Origin of the sequence: Nonomuraea sp. KM90 (assembly GCF_052246675.1) — a bacterium.
GTDB lineage: Bacteria > Actinomycetota > Actinomycetes > Streptosporangiales > Streptosporangiaceae > Nonomuraea.
In genome coordinates this window covers 23640-39859 of sequence record NZ_JBQQCB010000050.1, presented here as the reverse complement: position 1 = coordinate 39859, position 16220 = coordinate 23640, and the positions used below count along the sequence as shown (strand labels likewise).

The following is a 16220-nucleotide window of genomic DNA, read 5'->3' as shown; positions in this document are numbered from 1 at the left end:
CGCTGGTGATGCTCGCTCACCCCGGCCGCGTCACCGACCTGACCCTCGACGCCGTCCCCGCCACCGCCCCCTGATCCACCCGGGTCAGCCGGCGCCGGGCAGAGCGAACCGTTCGGCGAACGCCGACATCTCGTCACGCTGGTGTTCCGGTTCCGCCGACGTGGGGCTGACCACGATGCGGGTCACGCCCTGCGCGGCGAACCGCTCGGCCCGTTCGGCGGACATGTCGATCGACCCCCACCGGGTGTACTCCAGCCGGCCGGGGTCACGGCCCGCCTCCGCGGCGGCGGCTCGGGCCAGCTCCCATTGGCTCGCGCGTTCCTCCGGGGTGAGCGCGCCACCCGGGAAATAGCCGTCGCCGCGCCGCCCGGCGCGTCGTGCGGCCGCCCGGCTCGACCCGCCGATGTGGATCGGCAGGCGCGTGGCCGCGTACGGCTTCGGGTAGCTGGTCACGTCGTCGAAGCCGAAGAACTCGCCGTCGAAGCCGACGCCCTTCTCATCGCCTTCCCACAGCAGCCGGAGCACGTCGATGGCCTCGTCGGTGCGGCGTCCGCGGCTGCTGAAGTCGACCCCCATCGCCCTGGCCTCGCCGGGCAGCGTGCCCAGCCCCACGGTGAGCAGCCGCATCCGCCCCTTGGACAGCACGTCGATGGTCGCCAGGCGCTTGGCCAGGACCACGGGGTGGTGGTACGGCAGCAGCAGCACGGCCGTGCCGAGCAGGATGCGCCGGGTGGCGGCCGCGGCGAAGGCCAGGCAGTCGAGCGGATCGGGATAGGGCAGGGACGGCGGAAACTCGAAGGGGCCGAGCGTGGCGCCGGGATACAGCACGACGTGCTCGGGCAGGTACAGCCCGTCGAAGCCGCAGTCCTCAGCATGCCGGGCATAGGCCACGAACCGGTCGGGGTCGAGCCCGCCGGCTGTCGAGTAGCTGATGGCAAATTTCATCGTCATCCTCGGAGATCAGAGTTCGCGTCACGCTACATCCCTGACATCGGCGTCAAGGCAAACGCCGACCGCCCGTCACGGCCTTCGACCCCTCGATGCCTCCGCCCTGGCGCCGGCGTCAAGGGGTAGTGACGGGCGGGCGGGGCGCCGGCGTGCGAGCCGGCGGCGGGCTTGCGGTGCTGCGCCGCCGGCTCGCGGCCTTCGACCGCACCGTGAAGGATCACCAGCCCCGCGGGCGGTCCGACCCTGGTGCGGATGGCGGTGCCATTCGGATCGTCCTAGCCGAAGGCCTGTACCTCCTGCGCGACGGGATGGCCGAGGGTTATCAAAACCGCTCGGTTCCGCCCCCGTCGGCGTGTCCCGGCGAGGCGCCGGTGCCGGTGACGGTCACTTCCCGCCGCGTACGACCTGGATGGTCTTCGAGGTCGTGACCGGCGCGAGCGAGCTGTCGTCGGTGTAGGCGCGCATCGACTCGTTCGTCACCGATACGGTCACCGTGCCACGGTTCAGCGCGGTGAGCGTGCGGGTCCGGGGGTCGAGGATCGCGACCTTGCCCTTGCGGCGGGCCGCGTCGACGGCCGCCTTCCCGCTGCCGATCGCCAGGTTGGACGAGCCGCTCCAGTCGACCGACATCGGATACCGCAGCGGCACCACACGCGTGCCCGCCGACACGCCCTCCGGCTGCACGATGCTGCCCGAGAGCTGCGCCGTCCCGCTCACCTCGACCGAGTCCGGGGCGTTGAGCGTGATGGACTGCGCGAAGGCGCGCACCTCCGCCTCGAGCCACTGCTGGTCCGCGTTCCGCCGCGGGTCCACAGACCAGTCGACCCACCCGGTGAAACCGCCGCGGTCCGGCGTGCCGTACGGGTTCTTGCCGGACGACGGCAGCACCATGTACGGGACGCCCTCCAGGCGGTGGACGTCGGCGATCTGGGCGTGGGAGCCGACCATCGCGGCGCCCTTGCCCGAGGAGCCACGGAAGTCCGTGAGCAGGTTCTCGATGAGCGCGACCTCGTCGCGGTCGCCGAGCTGGCTGGACTTCGCCTCGGCGGGGTCGTCCACCGGGTGATGGGCGAACACCAGGACGTTGCGCACCGACCGGTCCTTCTTGGCGTCGGCAAGCGCTTGCTGGACCATCGGGAGCTGGTCCCACGCCGTCCCGCGCAGCGTCCCGAGGGAGCTGGCGAGCAGGATGAACCGGGTGCCCTTGTGGTCGAACGTCCGGTACGGCTGACCGAACTCGTTGCTGAAGTTCGTCAGGTCGGACTGGGTGTTGTTGAGACCGTAGGACTCGTGGTTGCCCGGCACGTAGTAGCACGGGATCGAGCCCGCCTTCGGGTCCGGCGTGCTGTCCTCCGGCGGCTCCTGGCCGACCGGGACGAGGCCGCACCCGGCGTCGGTGAGCACCTGGCGGGCAAGCGCGAGGTCCTGCGGCAGGCCACGGTCGGTGATGTCACCGTTGAGGACGATCAGGTCCGGCCTGGTCTGGCGGATCCGCTTGATGGCGGCCGTGGCGACCTGGGACAGCGCCGGGTTGTCGGCGGTGAACTGCACGTCCGACAGCGTGGCGAACTGCCAGGTGCCGTGGCCCTGGAGCAGCGTGCCGTCGTCGGAGACGAGCGGGTCGGGCCGCAGGTCGGGCTGGGCGGGCAAGTCGATCGGCGTCGGGACGTCGGCCTCGATGCGGTCCAGGACGAACGTGCCCGCCTTCTGCTGGGCGACGCTCGTGTTGATGCCCTGGAAGCCCGAGATCGAGATCGGGAACGCCGCGCTCGCCGGCAGCGTGAACGTCGCGTACTGCCAGTCGTCGCTCGCGGTCAGGGCGGTGCCGTAGACACCGGCGCTCTTGCCGTTCGCGTCGTAGTAGGCCAGGTACGTCAGGCCGTTCGGCACGCTGATGCTCGACCTGATCCGCGTCCGCAGGCGCAACGGCTGGCCGGGCACCGGGACGCGCCGGTCCGCCGACACCGCCGCGATGCCCACGTTGCGCATCGCGGTGAAGTCGACCCGCAGCCCGTCGGGGTCCGCCGAGAACGTCGTGGCCGCGGTGCTGTTGTTGCGCCAGCGGGCGAGCACGTCGTCGTCGAAGTCGTAGACCGTCGTGGTCTGGACGCCGACCGAGATCGGCAGCTGGACCGACCTGCCGCCGGCCGAGACCGTGAGGATCGTGCCCGCGGCGGCGAGCGGGGTGATCTTCAGCTTGCCGTCCACCGGCTGGATGTCGACGACGCCGCGGTCGTACTCGAGCGAGAGGTCCCGCGGGTCGATCGGGGCCGTGTAGCCCTGGTCGTCGCGGCCGGTCACGGAGACGGTGACCGCGTTGGCCGGGGTCGCGTCGGCGATCGACAGGCGCTGGGACGACAGCTCGACGCTGTCGACCGGGTTGAGGACGGTGACCTCCGCGCGCGCCTTCTGTTGGCCCACCCGCGCCTCGACCTTGATGGAGCCCTGCGGCTTGGCCGGGGCCTCGAGCGTGCCGCCGCTGACGGACGCTCCCCGAGCGGACCACCGCACGGACTTCGGGTCGACCTCCACCGGCGTCTGGTGGTCGTCGACGCCCTCCGCGACGAGCGTACGGTGCAGCCCCGGGAAGACCTTCACGCCACCGTCGGCCGACGCCGCACCCGGCGCGGGCTTGACGAGGAGCTCGTGCAGCCTGCCGTCGCCCTTCGCGACGAACACCCCCACGCCGTTGGGGTCGTTGCGCTCGCGGCCGTCGGACGGGACGTTGCGGACGGTCGCGCCGTCCTCGCCGAGCGCGCGGGCGACCATCGTGGTCGAGCCGCCGCCGTCGAGGTTGACCGCGGTCTCCACGCCCATCGCGACGAGGTCACGCGCTTCCTTGTCGATCCCGACGCCGCCCTTGCCGGTGCCGCCCGGGCCGTCCCAGGTGGCGAGCACGAGCGTGCGGCCGCCGTCCTTGAAGCCGAGCGCGGTGCGCGGGGCGATCGAGGGGTCGAGGCCGGCGACGGCCTGGCCGCCGGAGACGATGGTGCCGCCGTGGCCGAGCGCGAACTTCATCTGCTTGGCGACGTCGTCGGCGAGCTCGTAGTCGAGCGCCACCGGGTCGCCGGGCCGCAGCGCGCGGATCGCGACCGCCGCGGCGTCGCGCCCGACGAGCACGAAGCCGCCGTCCGGGATCGTGCCCGCGCCCGCGGGACCGTTCGGCGTGACCGACACGACGGAGCCGTTCTCGACCAGCACCTCGGCGATCCGGTCGGTGCCCACGCCCCCTAGGCCGCGGTTGCGGCTGTAGTCGCCCCACGCGGAGGTGAACGCGATCAGGCCGTCCGCGGGGACCCCGCCGCCGTTCGCCGCGTTGATTGACAGGACCCGGTGGTCCGCGCCCGCGAAGTTCGCGGTCGCGTCGACCGTGAGGTCCACGAGCCGGGCGATGCCGTCGCCGCCGACGCCGACGTGCTGGCGGCCGCCGATGTCGGCGGTCTTGCGGAGCTGCCCGTTCTGGACCTCGCCACCGAGCGCCGCGTTGGAGTTGCCGATGTCGAAGAACTCGCCGTTGACGCCCGCGACGGCGCCGGCCTTGTTGGCGGCCACGCTGAGCGGCCCGCCGAACGCGACCGGTCCGGCGGTCAGCAGGTCCGTGCCGACCGCGCTGTTGGACAGGTCCACGGTCAGGAAGTGCGCGTCGTACCAGCCCTTCTGGTCGAGCGCCTTCACGTGCTGCAGGTCGATCCCCGGACCGATCCGCTCGGCCGTGTCGATCAACGGAATTCCGCCGGTGACCGGCGCGGGCCGGCTGTCGTCCGCGTACGCGGCGGCAGGTAATGCCGCCAGCGTGGTCGCCGCGGCGAGCGCCACGATCAGTGGCGTCATATGACGATGGTTCAAGACCATCAATTTCATGGGAACCTCGGGTCAAAGGATGATGCGGAGGCAACGCCCCCGCCTGCCCCCCAGTTCGATCAAGGGCAGCACACGATTGAAGAGATCGTCCGAGACGCGCGGATGACGGCACCACGAGCACGCGATGAACCCTGCCGGAAGAGGCGGGGCGCTCCGCTGTGCGTCCTTTTACGTGGAACGCCGAGATCGGGAACGACGATCATCTGGTGTGCTCCTCAGCAACCGTGCTGTCTTCGCCAGCTCCGATCTCGACGAGGTCCGCGGCGAGGTCGCCAAGGTGTTCTGCCCGCACCGGCTCGACCTGGCCGGGGACGCGGACCTGCTGTCGGCCCGGTTCAACTCCGTCCAGCTCGGCTCGGTCCGCATCAGTTACCTCGACTACGGGGCCGACGTGCGCATCGAACCAGGCGACCTCGACACGTTCTTCCTGGCCATGTTCCCGCTCGCCGGGCGCAGCCTGATCCGCGCCGGTGACAAGGAGATCGTCTCCACCCCGTCGCTGGCCTCGCTGCCCTCGCCGACCCGCCACCTCGACATGCGCTGGGCCGCCGGCTGCCCCCAGCTGCTGGTCAAGTTCGAGCGCGCCTCGATCGAGCGCTCGCTGGAGCAGATGCTCGGCGAACAGCTCGACGACCCGATCGTCTTCGACCTCGGCATGGACCTGACGACGGGCTGGACCCGGTCCTGGCGGGACATGGCCGACCTGCTCGTCAGGGAGGCCGAGCGCGACGACGGGCTGGCCGGCCACCCGCTGGCCATCACGCACCTGGAGAACGCGCTGATCACCCTGCTGCTGACCATGCAGCCGTCCAACTATCAGGAGCGGCTGACGGCGTCCAGGCCGCCCGCGCTGCCGAAGGTCGTGCGGCGGGCGATGGAGTTCATCGAGGGGCACGCCCACCTGCCGCTCACCACCACCGACATCGCCGGCGCCGTCGCGGTCAGCAGCCGCTCCCTCCAGGAGGGTTTCCGCGCGCATCTCGGGCTGACCCCGATGGCCCACCTCAGGCAGGTACGGCTGGCGCGGGTGCACGACGAGCTCAGGACGGCCGACCCCGCCAGGGCCACGGTGACCACGGTGGCCGCCCGATGGGGCTTCCTGCACCAGGGACGTTTCGCCGCCCAGTACCGCGAGAGGTACGGGCAGCCGCCGTCGGAGACGTTGCGCAGGGGTTCCGCGTCAGGTGGATGAGATCCGCGCTCAGCGGATGGCTCGTGCGGGCGCGCCGACCGTACCTTTCTTGTCAGGCGCCGATCAGAACCTCCACTCCTGACACACAAGGGACACACCACCATGCGCGACATCCTCATCGTCGGTGCCGGCCAGGCCGGCCTGCACCTGGCCATCGGCCTGCTCCAGCACGGCTACGACGTCACCGTGATCTCCAATCGCACCCCCGAGTCCATCCGCGACGGCCGGGTGATGTCCGGCCAGGCCATGTTCGGCACCGCCCAGGCCCACGAGCGCGAGCTCGGCCTGGACCGGTGGGCCGGCGTCTGCCCGCCCATCGAGGGCATCGCGCTCACGGTGCCGAGCCCGGAGGGCGGCAAGGCCCTCGACTGGGCGGCGCGGCTGGACGTCCCGGCCCGCTCGGTCGACCAGCGGCTGAAGATGCCGGCCTGGCTGGGCGAGTTCGAGCGGCTCGGCGGCAAGCTCGTCCTGCACGACGCCACCCCCGAGGACCTGGAGAGCTACGCCGCCCGGTACGACCTGGTGCTGGTCGCCGCCGGGAAGGGACAGATCGCCTCCCTCTTCGAGCGGGACCCCGCACGCTCCCCGTACACCGCCCCGCAGCGCGCGCTCGCGGTCACCTACGTCAACGGCCTGGCCCCCCGCCCCGATCACTCGGCGGTCTGCTTCAACCTGCTCCCCGGCGTGGGCGAGTACTTCGTCTTCCCCGCGCTCACGCACACCGGCCCCTGCGAGATCATGGTGTTCGAGGGCGTGCCGGGCGGTCCCATGGACTGCTGGGCCGACGTGCGCGGCCCCGCCGAGCATCTCGCGCGCAGCCGCCGGATCCTGGAGACCTTCTTCCCGTGGGAGGCCGAGCGCTGCGCCCGGATCGAGCTCACCGACGCCAACGCGGTCCTGACCGGCCGCTTCGCCCCCACGGTCCGCCGCCCCGTCGCCGTTCTGCCCTCCGGCGCGCCGGTGCTCGGCGTCGCCGACGTCGTGGTGCTCAACGACCCGATCACCGGGCAGGGCAGCAACAACGCCGCCAAGTGCGCCGCCACCTACCTGCGGGCCATCGTGGAACGGGGCGGGCAGCCGTTCGACGCGGACTGGATGCGGCGCACCTTCGACCTCTTCTGGGCCCAGGCCCAGCACGTCACGAACTGGACCAACGCCCTGCTGGCCCCGGCCGAACCCCACCACCTGGCGCTCCTGGGCGCCGCCGGACAGCATCCGGAGATCGCCTCCCGATTCGTCAACGGCTTCGACGACCCGGCCGACTACGCCGACTGGTTCATGGACGCGGGCCGGGCCGAGACCTACCTGAGCAGGGTCGCGGCATGAGATCGCTCCGTGAGGCCTTCGGGCAGTTCGCGACCGGGGTGGCGGTGATCACGACGGTGACCGCCGACGGGGAGCGGGCCGGCGTGACCGTCAACTCCTTCACCTCGGTCTCGCTCGATCCGCCGCTGGTGCTGTTCTGCCTGTCGAACCGGGCGCCCAGCGCGCCGCTCTTCCTGCGGGCCGGGCGGTTCGCCGTCAACGTCCTCGCCGCCGACCAGGACCACCTGTCCCGGCGCTTCGCCACGCCCGCGGCCGACAAGTTCGCCGGGGTGGAACTGCTCGGCACGCCCCTGCCGATACTCGCCGGGACGCTGGCCAGTTTCGTCTGCCGTACGGAGCGCGTCCACGACGGCGGCGACCACCACATCGTCGTCGGGGCGGTGGAGCGCTACCAGCGGGCCGAAGGGGAGCCGCTCGTCTTCCACTCCGGCCGCTACCGGCAGTTCTGGTCCGAGCTGACCAGCGGCGGGAGCCGCGTGGCCAGCCGCGTCTGAAGACCTGGAGCCGTCCCGTGCCCGGACGTCCGCGGTCAGTACGCCCGGCCCCGTGACGTCGGCGGGATGTTGTGGTTGAGGTGGAAGACGTTGCCGGGGTCGTACCGGTCCTTGAGCGCCGTCAGCCGGGCCAGCTTCTCCTCGGGGTACGCGCGCCGCACGCCCGTCTCGCCCTCGTCGGTCAGGGCGTTGACGTAGGCACCGGCGGCGAAGGGCTCCAGCGACGCCGCGTACCGTCGCGCGGCGGCGATGCGTTCCGCATCCTCGGCGGGATCGGACCAGCGCGCCGCCGCGACGAACTCGACGAGCGTGCCGCGGTGGCTGAAGGCCGTCTCGTCGTCGGCCACGTCCGCGATCGCGCCGCCACTGCAGGCCGGCCGAGGGCAGACAGGGCGCGTCGGCGGCGCCGCGGGCCAGGAAGGCGCGGACGGCGTCGTCGGGGAACTCGCGGAAGTAGTGGCCCTTCCAGTACCGGCGCTGCGTGTGGCCCTCGGCGCTGTCGTCCATCGTCTGGAGGTCGAGATAGGACAGCTCCCGGACGCGTTCGGCGACCGGGGATCCCAGGTCACGCAGTGCCGGCAGCAGGCGGCGTCCCTCGTCCGGGTCGCCCACCCAGACGTACCCCACGCCGGCCAGCGGCCGGCCGTGCAGCGCGGGCGGTAAGTGCGGCCAGTCGTCCGCGGTGCCGACCCACGCGGTCAGGGTGGCGCGGCGCGGCGCGTCGCCGATCAGCTCGCGCCATCCGCTCAGCACCGCCGCCGCGTCCTCAGGCAGGAAGTACAGGTCCACCAGGAGCGACCGGGTACCGACCTGGTGCAGGCGGAACTCGAACTCCGTCACCACGCCGAAGTTGCCGCCGCCACCGCGCAGCCCCCAGTACAGGTCGGCGTTCTCCTTGGCGTCCGCGCGCACCACGTCGCCGTCGGCGGTCACCATCTCGAAGGACGTCACGTTGTCGCACGACAGGCCGTACGCCCTGGCCAGCCAGCCCATCCCGCCGCCGAGTGTCAGCCCGCCCACGCCGGTGTGGGACACGTTCCCCGCCGTGGTGGCCAGGCCGTACGGCTGGGTCGCGCGGTCCAGGGCGCCGAGCAGCGCCCCACCCTGCACCCATGCGCGGCGGCCCACCGGATCCACGCGTACGGCGTCCATGGGCGACAGGTCGACCAGCAGGCCGCCGTCGGTCACCGGAAGCCCGAGGATGCTGTGCCCGCCGCAGAGCACCCCGATCTCGAGGCCCCGGGCGCGCCCGAAGCGCACCGCGGTGGCGACGTCGCCGCGGCCGGTGCAGCGGGCGATGACCGCCGGACGCCGGTCGACCATCGCGTTCCACACGCTCCGGTGCCTGTCATAACCCTCGTCGCCGGGCAGCAGCACCTGCCCCGCGAAGCCTCTCTCGAGTTCCGCCACGTCCGTGCGACTCGTACCCATGGACCCTCCGGTCGTGCGTGGGGTGCGCACTCACTATCCACAGCCGGGGTCCGCCGCGCCAGGGCATCAAGCGGGCATTTCACCGGGCATCGGTCATCGGAGGACCCCGCGAGCGACCGGAGGCCGGCGGACGGGCGAGTTCCGTCCGGGGTCTCCTTGCGGCGTGGGCGTGTCAGGCGGTGTCCCGCTTCATGGATTCGGCGACGGCGGCGATGTCCTCGCGGCCGTGGCCCGATTCGACCGCCCGCCGCAGCGTGTCACGCAGGACGCCGGGCAGCCGAGGTTGCCGGTCGCGCTCGTCGGCGAGCAGCCCCAGGTCCTTGAGCGCGAGTTCGAGCGGGAATCCGGCCGGGTAGGCGCGGGCGCGGATCTCCTCGGCCTTCTGCATCGCGTACGGCATGCGGAGCGGGCCGTCGTCCAGCACCTGCAGCACCAGGGAGGGATCCACGCGCAACTGCTCGCAGGCGAGCAGGGTGTCGGCCATGGCCACCACCGACGCCGTCATCCAGCTGTTGACGATCAGCTTCACCCGGGAGGCCTGCGCCCCGGTGCCCACGTGGACGGTGTGCGAGCCGAGCACATCGAGCACCGGCCGGGCGTGGTCGAGCGCCTCCTTGTCACCGGAGACGATCAGTGTCAGGGTGCCGTGCGCGGCCGGTTCGCTGCTGCCGGACACGGGGCTGTCGATCATGCGCCGCCCGGCCTCGGTGGCCTGCCGGAGCAGCCGCTCGGCCCACGTGCCGCCCACCGTGCTCATCTGCAGCCAGACGGCCTCGGCGGGCATGGCGGGCAGGAACCGGGCCGCCAGCGAGGCGACCACGTCGCCGGTCGGCAGCGTGGTGAGGACGGCGTCGGCGTCGCGTACGGCCTCCTCCACGCTGTCCGCCACGGTCACGTCCCAGGGCGCGAGTGCCCGGACCTTGTCCGCGGACCTGTTCCAGGCGCGCACGTCCAGGCCCTGCCCGGCCATGCGCCGGGCCATCGCCGCCCCCATCAGCCCGGTGCCGAGCACTGCGACAGTGGTCATCACATTCCCTCCGGTACGGGTCCCTGCACGGCACGGCGGCGGCCATGATGCCGGGTCAAGCACAGCTCCGTACGACCCAGCCGTACCTTCTCCATGACGGCCTCCCCCTCAGGGACTTCCCCTCGGCGGCCTGCGCGCCGCGGTCATGGAGGCAAAGACCGATCATGCAAACGGCAACGGAGGCGCGCCCCCCTGCTCGTGCGGCCCCCACCACAGGTGCGGTGCGGCGCGTGAGATGCTGCATTTGTGACCACGACTGAGCATGCCGAACCGGCCCCACGCCGCCGGCGGGGCCGACCCGGCTATGACCAGTCCGCGATCCTGCGCGCCGCGATCGAGATGTTCAACCGCCGCGGCTACGACGCCACCAGCATGGGTGACCTGGCCAAGGAGCTGGGGCTGACCAAGCCGGCCATCTACCATCACGTCACCAGCAAGGAGCAACTGCTCGGCCAGGCGCTGGACGACGCGCTCGACGAGCTGACCGCCGTCGTGACCCAGGCGTCGCGCGACCAGGCCGGCGTCAGCGCCTACGAGCGGCTGCGCGAGGTGCTGCGGCGCAGCGTGGAGGTGCTGGTGGCGCACCAGCCGTCCGTCACGCTCCTGCTGCGGGTGCGCGGCAACAGCGAGGTCGAGCTGGCGGCGCTGGAGCGGCGGCGCTGGCTCGACGACCGGCTGGCCGCGCTCGTGGCGGACGCCGTCGCGGAGGGCGCGCTGCGCGACAGCGTGCCGCCGGCGCTGGTGAGCCGGCTGCTGTTCGGCATGGTGAACTCGCTGGTCGAGTGGTACCGGCCGGACGGCGCGTACGATCTGGCGATGGTCGCCGACGCGATCACCGCCATCGCCTTCGACGGCCTGGCCAAGCACGAGGCGTGAGCCGCGGCCGGCGGCCCCTGCCCCCGACCGTGGTGAGCGGGCGGGGTCACCAGGTGTAGAAGCCCTGCCCCGTCTTGCGCCCGAGGTGCCCGGCCGCGACCAGGTCGCGCAGGATGCGCGGCGGCTCGAAGCGGGGCCCGAGTTCGCGGGCCAGGTGCTCGGCGATGGCCAGGCGCACGTCGAGGCCCACGATGTCGGTGGTGCGCAGCGGCCCGGCCGGGTGCCGGTAGCCGAGGGTCATCGCGGTGTCGATGTCGGCCGCGCTCGCCACCCCCTCTTCGAGCATGCGCATCGCCTCCAGCGCCAGGCACACCCCGAGCCGGCTGCTGGCGAAGCCCGGCGAGTCGGTCACGGTGATGGGCGTCTTGCCGAGGGCGGTCACCCAGCTCCGGGCCTGGGTCAGGAGGGCGGGCTCGGTGGCGGGCGCGGCGACGATCTCGACGAGGTCGCTCACGGGGACGGGGTTGAAGAAGTGCAGGCCGAGGAAGCGGCCGGGCGCGGCCAGGCCGGCGGCGAGCCCGGCCAGGGACAGGCTGCTGGTGTTCGTGGCGAGCACCGCGCCGGGGGCCCGCTTCTCGGCGACGGCCAGCACCTCGGCCTTCAGCGCGGCGTCCTCCGGCACGGCCTCGATGACGAGCTCGCAGCCGGCCAGGCCGGCGGGATCGGTCGTGGTCCGCAGCCGGGACAGGGCCGTGCCGGGCGGTTCGCCGAGCGTGCCCTTCTCGGCGGCCTTGGCCAGGCTGCCGTCCACGCGGGCGCGCGCGGCGGCGGCCGTCTCGTCGTCGTTCTCGACGACGACCACGGAGCTGCCCGCGACGAGGAAGGCGTGCGCGATCCCGGCGCCCATCCGGCCGCCGCCGTAGACGCCCACGATGCGGGGCAGGTCAGCGTTCATGACGTGGGTCCTTTCCGGTTACGGCGGTCCAGGAACGCCGTCATGCGTGCGTGTTTGTCCTCGGTCTCGAACAGGACCGCCTGCGCCACGTCGTCGATGAACGGATGCGCGTCCCGTGGGGCGGGGAAGACGGCCTTCATCAGCCTCATGGGCGCTCCGCCGGCGTCCGGACGGCGGAGACGACGAAGGATCCGGGCACGTGGCAGCTCCTGTCTTCGAGGACGCGGTGGTTCAGGCGTCGTAGTCGACGGTGACGTTCTCGCCGGCCGGGTACGTCTGGCAGGTGAGCACGAACCCGGCGGCCACCTCGGACGGTTCGAGGGCGTAGTTGCGGCGCATGTCGACCTCGCCCGCGCGCACGACGGCCCGGCAGGTGCCGCAGACGCCGCCCTTGCAGGCGAACGGCAGGTCGGCGCGGGTGGCCTGGGCGCCGTCGAGGAGGGTCGACTCCCGGGAGACCGTCGAGGTCGTGCGCAGGCCGTCGAGGACGGTGGTCAGCTCGGTGGTGGCGCCGGGCGGGAGCCCGCCCTCGGTCCGCCTCGGCGGGGGCGGCGGGGCGTCGGCGTAGAACAGCTCGACGTGTACGCGTCCGGCGGCGACGCCGAGCTCGGCGAGCACAGGCCGCGCCTCCTCGATCATCTGCAGCGGCCCGCACAGCCAGACGTGGTCGAACACCTCGGCGGGGACGAGGCTGGTGAGCAGGCGGCGCAGCCGGTCGCCGTCGAGCCGGCCGGACAGCAGCTCGACGTCGCGCGGCTCGCGCGAGAGCGTGTGCACGACCTGGAACCGGGGGCCGTAGCGGTTCTTCAGGTCGCCGAGCTCCTCGGTGAACATGACGGTGCGGCTGGTGCGGTTGCCGTACAGGAGCGAGACCTGCGCGCCGGGGTGGGTGAGCACCGTCGAGGCGACCGACAGCATCGGGGTGATGCCCGAGCCGGCGGCGACGCACAGGTGCCGCTCCCCCGGCTCCGGGTCGGCCTGCCAGGAGCCGGTGGGCGGCTGGACCTCGATCCGGGTGCCCGGCGTCACCTCGCGGACCAGCCAGGAGGAGAACAGGCCGCCGGGGATCTCGCGGACGCCGATGCGCGGCGCGGCACCCACGGGGGCGCAGATCGAGTAGGAGCGGCGGTGCTCGCGCCCGTCGATGACGCGGCGCAGGGTGAGCGACTGCCCGGCCCGGAAGGCGTACGCGGCACGCAGCTCGCCGGGGACGGCGAACGTGATCGCGGCGGCGTCCTCGCACAGCCGGTCCACCGCCGCCACGGTCAGCGGATGGAAGACCGCGGCCCTGGACGGCGCGGGCGCGAGCGTGGTCATGGTCAGATCTCCTTGACGTGCTCGAACGGTTCGAGGCAGCCGGTGCAGCGGTAGAGGGCCTTGCAGGCGGTGGCGCCGAACTCGGAGGTGAGCCGGGTGGCGGCCGAGCCGCAGCGCGGGCAGGGCGGCGCGGGGCGGGCCGGGCCGAGCGTGAGCGGGACCGGTCCGGCGCGCCGGGGGGCCGGGCCGGGGGCCGACAGCCCGGCGGCGCGCAGGGCGGCCCGGCCGCGTTCGGAGATCCAGTCGGTGGACCACGGCGGGTCGAGCACGATCCGCACCTCCACGCGGTCGAACCCGGCGTCGTTGAGCCGGTGGACGAGGTCGTCGCGCATGGTGGCCATGGCCGGGCAGCCGGTGTAGGTGGGGGTGATCGAGGCGATGACGACCTCGGCGCCGCCGGCGTCCCGTGTCACCTCGACGCCGCGCAGCACGCCGAGGTCGGCGAGGGTGAGCATCGGCATCTCGGGGTCGCGCACCTGCCCGGCGACCTCGGCGGCCCGGCGCCCGGCGTCCGCCGTCCCCCGCTCGCGTGCCCGGCCGTCGGCCGGGTGGCGCCGGGCGTTCACCAGCGCCCGCTCGGGTGGGCGCGGGCGACCACCTGCATCTCGGCGAGCAGCCGGCTGAAGACCTCGGTGTGCACGCCGTCGCGGCCCGTCCGGCCGCCGACGCCCGCCAGCGGCCCCCGCTCGGGGCGGGTGACGCCGCTGACGGCGAACACCTGGTCGAGGACGGCGTCCACCTCCTCGCGCAGGGACGCGGGGTCCACGCCGACCCCGGCCCGGTCCAGGGAACGTTCGAGGGGGTGCGGGGCGACCAGCTCCGCCTGCAACGGCCACAGGGCGTCGAGGGCGGCCAGGAGCCTGCGGTGGGACTCCTCGGTGCCGAGCGCGAGCGTGCGGAACCAGCGCCCGGCCCAGTCACGGTGGTAGGCGACCTCCTTGACGCCCTTGGCGGCCACGGCGGCCAGCACGTGGTCACGGCTGGCGCGCAGCCGTTCCAGCAGCGCGAGCAGGGCCACCGAGAACCGCAGCAGGCGGACCACGACGTGCGCGAAGTCGCCGTTGGCCACCTCGGCCAGGCGCACGTTGCGGAAGTCGCGGTCGTCGCGGAAGAAGGCGAGCGCGTCCTCGGGCGGCACCGGGGAGCCCTCGGGCAGCGCGGGCACGACGCCCGGGTCGGCGGCGGCCGCCCGCGCCAGGAGCAGGCGCGCCTGCCCGAGCAGGTCGAGGGCCATGTTCGCGAGCGCGATGTCCTCTTCGAGGTCGGGGGCGCGGCTGCACCACTCCGACAGGCGCTGCGACATGATCAGGGCGTCGTCGCCGAGCATGAGGCAGTACGCGGCCAGCTCGGCGGGGTCCACGCCGTCGGGCGTCGTGGCGTCGACGCCGGCCAGCGGGTCCTCGAAGTCGGTGCCGAAGGCCCACTGGGACGAGTCACCGCCGAGCAGGCCGTCGAAGACGCTGCCGGATTCGTCGCTCATGATGGTGCCGGTTCCTCACATGTGCGGGACGTCGTCGGGGATCTCGTAGAACGTCGGGTGCCGGTAGACCTTGTCGCCGTTCGGCGCGAACAGCGGGTCCTTCTCGTCCGGGCTGGAGGCGGTGATGGCGTCGGCCCGCACGACCCAGATGCTGACGCCCTCGTTGCGCCGGGTGTAGACGTCGCGGGCGTGCCGCAGGGCCATCGCGTCGTCCGGGGCGTGCAGCGACCCGACGTGTACGTGGTTGAGGCCGCGCTTGCCCCGGACGAACACCTCGTACAGCGGCCATTCCCGCCGGTCGGCGCTCATCGGGAGCCCTCCTGCGCGGTGCGGTCGGCGAAGGCGGTGGCGGCCTCGCGTACCCAGGCGCCGTCGTCGTGCGCGGCCCGGCGGTGGGCCAGGCGCTGCGCGTTGCACGGCCCGTCGCCCCGGATGACGGCGGCGAGCTCCCGCCAGTCGGGCTCGCCGAAGTCGTAGTGGCCGCGCTCCTCGTTCCAGCGCAGGCCGGGGTCGGGCAGCCTCACGCCGAGCGCCTCGGCCTGCGGAACCGTCATGTCGACGAACTTCTGGCGCAGCTCGTCGTTGGAGTTGCGCTTGATGCCCCACGCCATGGACCGCTCGCTGTTGGGCGACTGCGAGTCCGGCGGGCCGAACATCATCAGCGAGGGCCACCAGAACCGGTCGACCGACTCCTGCACCATGGCGCGCTGGGCGTCGGTGCCGCGCATCATCGTCATCAGCAGCTCGTAGCCCTGCCGCTGGTGGAAGGACTCCTCCTTGCAGATGCGGATCATGGCCCGGCCGTAGGGGCCGTAGGAGGTGCGGCAGAGCGGCACCTGGTTGCAGATGGCGGCGCCGTCCACGAGCCAGCCGATGGTGCCGACGTCGGCGTAGGACAGCGTCGGGTAGTTGAAGATCGAGGAGTATTTCTGCCGGCCGCTGAGCAGCAGGTCGGTCAGCTCGGCTCGGGAGACGCCCAAGGTTTCGCACGCGGAGTACAGGTAGAGCCCGTGTCCTGCCTCGTCCTGCACCTTGGCCAGCAGGATCGCCTTGCGGCGCAGGGACGGCGCGCGGCCGATCCAGTTGCCCTCGGGCTGCATGCCGATGATCTCGGAGTGGGCGTGCTGGGCGATCTGGCGGACGAGCGTCCTGCGGTAGGCGTCCGGCATCCAGTCCCGGGGCTCGATGCGGTCGTGGCGGGCGATCGTCGCGTCGAACCCGGCCTGCAGCCGGGCCTCCAGGTCCGGTGCCGCTGGGGTGGTCGTCATCTTTCCTCCGACACCTCGAGCTCATTTACTTATCGCTCGGTCAGTAATAAGGTCGCACAGGGAGGGGTGCCCGCGCAACAGGTCACGCCCGCGGAGAGGAGACAG

General features: G+C 72.7%; 15 protein-coding genes and 1 pseudogene. 4 read left to right on the top strand and 12 right to left on the bottom strand.

The genetic code is table 11. The features are described 5' to 3' along the window. Positions 1-84 precede the first annotated feature (84 nt). Both ACTWPW_RS35780 and ACTWPW_RS35775 read right to left on the bottom strand, forming a co-directional pair. Complete coding sequence (locus tag ACTWPW_RS35780) at positions 85-945, bottom strand: TIGR03619 family F420-dependent LLM class oxidoreductase (RefSeq protein ID WP_443171233.1); 861 nt, start codon at positions 943-945, stop codon at positions 85-87. Between the two features lie 387 nt (positions 946-1332). Then, positions 1333-4779, bottom strand: a complete 3447-nt coding sequence (locus tag ACTWPW_RS35775) for a phosphodiester glycosidase family protein (protein WP_443171232.1) — start codon at positions 4777-4779, stop codon at positions 1333-1335. A 238-nt stretch (positions 4780-5017) separates the two neighbouring features. Here ACTWPW_RS35775 and ACTWPW_RS35770 point away from each other — a divergent pair, with 238 nt between their 5' ends. The 3 genes from ACTWPW_RS35770 to ACTWPW_RS35760 all read left to right on the top strand — a co-directional run bounded on the left by ACTWPW_RS35770 (position 5018) and on the right by ACTWPW_RS35760 (position 7821). Next, a complete protein-coding gene (locus tag ACTWPW_RS35770; protein ID WP_443171231.1) occupies positions 5018-6001 on the top strand; it encodes an AraC family transcriptional regulator in 984 nt (327 codons plus the stop codon). Positions 6002-6103: 102 nt separating this feature from the next. Beyond that, positions 6104-7327, top strand: coding sequence for a styrene monooxygenase/indole monooxygenase family protein (locus ACTWPW_RS35765; RefSeq protein WP_443171230.1), 1224 nt, complete (start codon positions 6104-6106; stop codon positions 7325-7327). Continuing rightward, a complete protein-coding gene (locus ACTWPW_RS35760) occupies positions 7324-7821 on the top strand; it encodes a flavin reductase family protein (RefSeq protein WP_375117531.1) in 498 nt (165 codons plus the stop codon). The genes ACTWPW_RS35765 and ACTWPW_RS35760 overlap by 4 nt, the downstream gene beginning before the upstream one ends. A 35-nt stretch (positions 7822-7856) precedes the next feature. Here ACTWPW_RS35760 and ACTWPW_RS35755 read toward each other — a convergent pair whose 3' ends face one another. From ACTWPW_RS35755 to ACTWPW_RS35745, 3 genes and pseudogenes are all read right to left on the bottom strand, one after another. Further along, the gene (locus tag ACTWPW_RS35755) at positions 7857-8168 is read right to left on the bottom strand and encodes a BBE domain-containing protein (RefSeq protein WP_443171229.1); all 312 of its coding nucleotides are present in this window, start codon (positions 8166-8168) and stop codon (positions 7857-7859) included. A 616-nt stretch (positions 8169-8784) separates the two neighbouring features. Next, a pseudogene (locus ACTWPW_RS35750) lies at positions 8785-9144 on the bottom strand (FAD-binding oxidoreductase); the annotation flags it as partial. Between the two features lie 280 nt (positions 9145-9424). Further along, entirely contained in the window at positions 9425-10279 is an 855-nt protein-coding gene (locus ACTWPW_RS35745) for an NAD(P)-dependent oxidoreductase (RefSeq protein WP_443171228.1), read from the bottom strand. A 246-nt stretch (positions 10280-10525) separates the two neighbouring features. Between ACTWPW_RS35745 and ACTWPW_RS35740 the strand changes: the two genes are divergently transcribed. Then, positions 10526-11155, top strand: a complete 630-nt coding sequence (locus ACTWPW_RS35740) for a TetR/AcrR family transcriptional regulator (protein WP_364133131.1) — start codon at positions 10526-10528, stop codon at positions 11153-11155. A gap of 46 nt (positions 11156-11201) precedes the next feature. On the opposite strand, the gene ACTWPW_RS35735 is transcribed toward ACTWPW_RS35740, so the two are convergent. The 7 genes from ACTWPW_RS35735 to paaA form a co-directional block, all read right to left on the bottom strand. Beyond that, entirely contained in the window at positions 11202-12050 is an 849-nt protein-coding gene (locus tag ACTWPW_RS35735; protein WP_375117534.1) for a 3-hydroxyacyl-CoA dehydrogenase family protein, read from the bottom strand. Then, positions 12047-12199 (bottom strand): hypothetical protein, encoded by a 153-nt coding sequence (locus tag ACTWPW_RS35730; protein WP_375117535.1) that lies wholly within the window; start codon positions 12197-12199, stop codon positions 12047-12049. The genes ACTWPW_RS35735 and ACTWPW_RS35730 overlap by 4 nt, the downstream gene beginning before the upstream one ends. A gap of 82 nt (positions 12200-12281) precedes the next feature. Further along, on the bottom strand, positions 12282-13367 hold the full coding sequence (gene paaE / locus ACTWPW_RS35725; RefSeq protein WP_375117536.1) for a 1,2-phenylacetyl-CoA epoxidase subunit PaaE: 1086 nt from the start codon (positions 13365-13367) through the stop codon (positions 12282-12284). A 2-nt stretch (positions 13368-13369) separates the two neighbouring features. Then, complete coding sequence (gene paaD / locus ACTWPW_RS35720) at positions 13370-13933, bottom strand: 1,2-phenylacetyl-CoA epoxidase subunit PaaD (RefSeq protein ID WP_375117537.1); 564 nt, start codon at positions 13931-13933, stop codon at positions 13370-13372. Continuing rightward, the gene (gene paaC, locus ACTWPW_RS35715) at positions 13930-14847 is read right to left on the bottom strand and encodes a 1,2-phenylacetyl-CoA epoxidase subunit PaaC (protein WP_443171227.1); all 918 of its coding nucleotides are present in this window, start codon (positions 14845-14847) and stop codon (positions 13930-13932) included. The genes paaD and paaC overlap by 4 nt, the downstream gene beginning before the upstream one ends. A 15-nt stretch (positions 14848-14862) precedes the next feature. Further along, a complete protein-coding gene (gene paaB, locus ACTWPW_RS35710) occupies positions 14863-15156 on the bottom strand; it encodes a 1,2-phenylacetyl-CoA epoxidase subunit PaaB (RefSeq protein ID WP_364133144.1) in 294 nt (97 codons plus the stop codon). Next, the gene (gene paaA / locus ACTWPW_RS35705; RefSeq protein WP_375117539.1) at positions 15153-16115 is read right to left on the bottom strand and encodes a 1,2-phenylacetyl-CoA epoxidase subunit PaaA; all 963 of its coding nucleotides are present in this window, start codon (positions 16113-16115) and stop codon (positions 15153-15155) included. Before paaA ends, paaB begins: the two co-directional genes overlap by 4 nt. Positions 16116-16220 lie beyond the last annotated feature (105 nt).

Bases quoted from the DNA above. Each gene is read 5' to 3' on its own strand.
- paaE (WP_375117536.1), bottom strand. From the start codon at position 13,367: ATGACCACGCTCGCGCCCGCGCCGTCCAGGGCCGCGGTCTTCCATCCG.
- ACTWPW_RS35775 (WP_443171232.1), bottom strand. From the start codon at position 4,779: ATGACGCCACTGATCGTGGCGCTCGCCGCGGCGACCACGCTGGCGGCA.
- ACTWPW_RS35745 (WP_443171228.1), bottom strand. From the start codon at position 10,279: ATGACCACTGTCGCAGTGCTCGGCACCGGGCTGATGGGGGCGGCGATG.
- ACTWPW_RS35735 (WP_375117534.1), bottom strand. From the start codon at position 12,050: ATGAACGCTGACCTGCCCCGCATCGTGGGCGTCTACGGCGGCGGCCGG.
- paaC (WP_443171227.1), bottom strand. From the start codon at position 14,847: ATGAGCGACGAATCCGGCAGCGTCTTCGACGGCCTGCTCGGCGGTGAC.
- ACTWPW_RS35780 (WP_443171233.1), bottom strand. From the start codon at position 945: ATGAAATTTGCCATCAGCTACTCGACAGCCGGCGGGCTCGACCCCGAC.
- paaB (WP_364133144.1), bottom strand. From the start codon at position 15,156: ATGAGCGCCGACCGGCGGGAATGGCCGCTGTACGAGGTGTTCGTCCGG.
- ACTWPW_RS35730 (WP_375117535.1), bottom strand. From the start codon at position 12,199: ATGAGGCTGATGAAGGCCGTCTTCCCCGCCCCACGGGACGCGCATCCG.
- paaA (WP_375117539.1), bottom strand. From the start codon at position 16,115: ATGACGACCACCCCAGCGGCACCGGACCTGGAGGCCCGGCTGCAGGCC.
- ACTWPW_RS35765 (WP_443171230.1), top strand. From the start codon at position 6,104: ATGCGCGACATCCTCATCGTCGGTGCCGGCCAGGCCGGCCTGCACCTG.
- ACTWPW_RS35760 (WP_375117531.1), top strand. From the start codon at position 7,324: ATGAGATCGCTCCGTGAGGCCTTCGGGCAGTTCGCGACCGGGGTGGCG.